We start from the raw sequence: 3,089 nt of genomic DNA, 5'->3' as shown, positions 1-3,089 counted from the left end.
CGGCCAAGGCTCTCGACCAGGGTCATGATGCCCTTGCGGACCAGGGGTTCGCCGCCCGTCAGCCGGAGCTTCCTGACGCCCTTTTCGATGAAGGCCGTGCAGACGCGGTCCAGTTCCTCGAGCGAGAGAAGATCCTTCTTTGGCAGGAAGGTCATGTCCTCCGACATGCAATAGACGCAGCGGAAGTCGCAACGGTCCGTCACCGACACGCGGAGATAGGTGACGTGGCGGCCGAACGGATCGATCAGGGGCGGCTGGCTCATGCGCTATATATGGCCATATACATCGAAAAGGTCAACCGGATTGGCTGTCTTGCGCGGTGCGTGCATTGGGCAGGAACATGGTCAGAAGACCAATGGCCGGCAGGAAGGAGCAGAGGTGGAAGACGAAGCCGATGGAGGTGACATCCGCCAGCCAGCCGAGGAGTGCGGCTCCAACCGCCGCGATGCCGAAGGCGACGCCGAAGAAAAGTCCTGATATCAGCCCCACCCGGCCCGGCAGCAACTCCTGGGCGTAGACCAGCATGGCGGAGAATGCTGAGGCGAGGATGAAGCCGATGGGAACGGACAGCACCACCGCCCAGAAGTGATTGGCATAGGGCAGGGCGAGAGTGAAGGGCAGCGCGCCCAGCACCGAGAACCAGATCACCGCCTTGCGCCCGATCCTGTCGCCAATGGGGCCACCCAGCATGGTTCCCGCCGCGAAGGCCGCGAGATAGATGAAAAGGTCGATCTGGGCTTCGCGCGGGGTGAGGCTGAAGGTGTCGATGAGGTAGAAGGTGTAGAAGCTGCTGAGGCTCGAAGTGTAGACGAATTTCGAGAACATCAGGCACAGCAGGATGACGAGCGAGGTGATGATCGTCCGCCGCGGCAGGGGCTGCGGGATGTTCACCGCCCGCCGTGCCCCGCCTGCGGGTGACAGGTGGCGCTGATACCAGGTCGCCGCGTAGCTCAGCACGGCGACCGAGAGCAGCGCCAGCACGGAGAACCAGGACAGGCTGGCCTGGCCATAGGGAACCACCACGAAGGCTGCAAGCAGCGGCCCGATCGATGTGCCGAAATTGCCGCCGAGTTGAAACAGCGACTGGGCATAGCCAAAGCGGCCACCGGAGGAAAGCCGGGCAATCCGCGAGGCTTCGGGATGGAAGATCGAGGAGCCGATGCCGATCAGCGCCGCGCCGAGAAGGATCATTGCATAGCTCCCCGCCAGCGCCAGTACGACGAGGCCAATGAGCGTCAGGGCAGGGGCGATCGGCAGCGAGAAGGGGATCGGGCGCCGGTCGGTATAGAGCCCCACCAGCGGCTGCAGCACCGAGGCCGTGGCCTGGAAGGCCAGGGTGATGAAGCCCACCTGTGCGAAGCTCAGGGAGTGCAGGTCGCGCAGCATGGGATAGATCGACAGCAGCAGCGCCTGCAGCGTGTCGTTGATCAGGTGTCCGGCGGTGACCGCCAGGAGCACGCCATGGATTGCCGCCTGGGCCTTCGCCTGTGAGGGATGGGTCGTGGCCATGGGCTTCCGCGTAACGGGATTTGCGGCCGGGCGCCACTGTTGTCCCGGTAGACGTGCCATGTGCGGAACGGGGAGACGTCAGTCCCGGGCGGTGGAGAGCAGCCAGTTCCGGAAGGTTTCGAGCGCTTCCGACCGGCGGGCGCTGCCGGAGCCGGGCTCGATGATCGAGTAGGCGTAGTCGTGCTTGATGTCGATGTCGAAGAGCTGGACGAGGCGGCCGGAGGCGAGGTCATCGTCGATCAGCCGCCGGGGGCACAGCGCGATGCCCTGACCCGCCAGGGCGGCGGCGCGCAGCAGGTTGAAGTCCTGGAAGATCGGGCCCGGCGAGGGGCCCGCATGCTTCAGCCCGGCATGGCGCATCCAGTTCTGCCAGTCGAGCCGGTCGGTATCGTGGAGCAGCGGCTTGCCGAGGATCGCCTGGGGCACGTCGAAGGGGCCTTGCCGTTCGAGGTAGATCGGGTTGCAGATCGGCACCGTGCTGCCGGGCAGCAGCCTTGTGGAGCGGCAGCCCTCCCACTCCCCCGGACCCCACAACACCGCGATGTCGACCTCGTCGAAGTCGATCTTGTGGCCCGTGAAGGCATAGACCACCTTCACCGAAATCTCCGGATGCTCGTTGAAGAACTGCGAGAGCCGCGGGATGAGCCAGATGGTGGCGAAGGAGGGCAGCGCCGCGATGGTGAGTGCTGGCCCGTGCTCGCTCTGCTGCAGGCGGCGGCAGCCAGCTGCCATGATGTCGAAGGCTTCCGCCAGCGAGCGGGCGAGTTCCTGGCCCTTGGGCGTGGGGATCGTCTGCCGGCCAAGGCGGTCGAACAGGCTGAGGCCGAACCACTGTTCCAGCTGGCGCACCTGATGGCTCACCGCCGACTGCGTGACGTTCAGTTCCTCCGCCGCGCGCGAGAAGCTGCCCGAGCGGGCCGCGGCCTCGAAGCAGCGCAGGGCGTTGAGGGACGGCAAGCGCGACACGGGCAGGGTTCTCCATGAAATAATCTCATGGAGTATGTGAGGGATCGTCCTTTGACACAAGCCCCCGGGCGGGGAAGTTATCGGTCGCTTTCACAATGGAGAAACGCCCCAAAATGACCGCCAACGCCCGCCCCGCGCTCGTCGACTACCGCAACAATGGCAAGAGGCCGAAGCCGACGTTTTCCGCTGCCGAGATGCAGCGCCGCCAGGACGGCATCCGCGGCTGGATGAAGACCGCAAAGGTCGATGCCTGCGTGTTCACCAGCTACCACAACATCAACTACCTCTCCGATTTCCTGTACTGCTACTTCGGCCGCAAGTACGGTCTCGTCATCACGCACGCCAAGGCGACGTCCGTCTCCGCCGCGATCGACGGCGGCCAGCCGGCCCGCCGCACCTTCGGCGACAACGTGACCTACACCGACTGGTCGAAGGAGAATTACTTCGTGGCCCTCAAGGGCCTGCTCAAGGGTGCCCGCCGCGTCGGCATCGAGTTCGACCACGTCAACCTCGATTTCCGCGCCCAGCTTTCGGACGCTTTCCCGGGCGTTGAATTCGTGGACGTGGCCGCCCCCTCGATGCGGCTCCGCATGATCAAGAGCGCGGAAGAGATC

The 3,089-nt window shown here is 65.0% G+C and carries 4 protein-coding genes; 1 reads left to right on the top strand and 3 read right to left on the bottom strand.

From position 1 onward, the window contains the following. From ACILRA_RS21520 to gcvA, 3 genes are all read right to left on the bottom strand, one after another. Positions 1 to 263 (bottom strand): radical SAM protein (locus ACILRA_RS21520; RefSeq protein WP_395664087.1); only part of this gene is annotated, 263 nt, incomplete at its 3' end. Between the two features lie 31 nt (positions 264 to 294). After that, positions 295 to 1,509 (bottom strand): MFS transporter, encoded by a 1,215-nt coding sequence (locus tag ACILRA_RS21515; protein WP_395664086.1) that lies wholly within the window; start codon positions 1,507 to 1,509, stop codon positions 295 to 297. 78 nt (positions 1,510 to 1,587) lie between these two features. Next, positions 1,588 to 2,475: a transcriptional regulator GcvA gene (gene gcvA, locus ACILRA_RS21510; RefSeq protein ID WP_395664085.1), complete on the bottom strand. Its 888-nt coding sequence runs from the start codon at positions 2,473 to 2,475 to the stop codon at positions 1,588 to 1,590. Positions 2,476 to 2,588: 113 nt separating this feature from the next. Here gcvA and ACILRA_RS21505 point away from each other — a divergent pair. Further along, a partial coding sequence (locus tag ACILRA_RS21505) for an aminopeptidase P family N-terminal domain-containing protein (protein WP_395664084.1) occupies positions 2,589 to 3,089 on the top strand: 501 nt, incomplete at its 3' end.

It is taken from the genome of Aestuariivirga sp. (assembly GCF_044239095.1).
In the GTDB taxonomy this organism is placed as follows: domain Bacteria; phylum Pseudomonadota; class Alphaproteobacteria; order Rhizobiales; family Aestuariivirgaceae; genus Aestuariivirga.
This window is presented reverse-complemented; position numbering and strand designations above follow the sequence as displayed.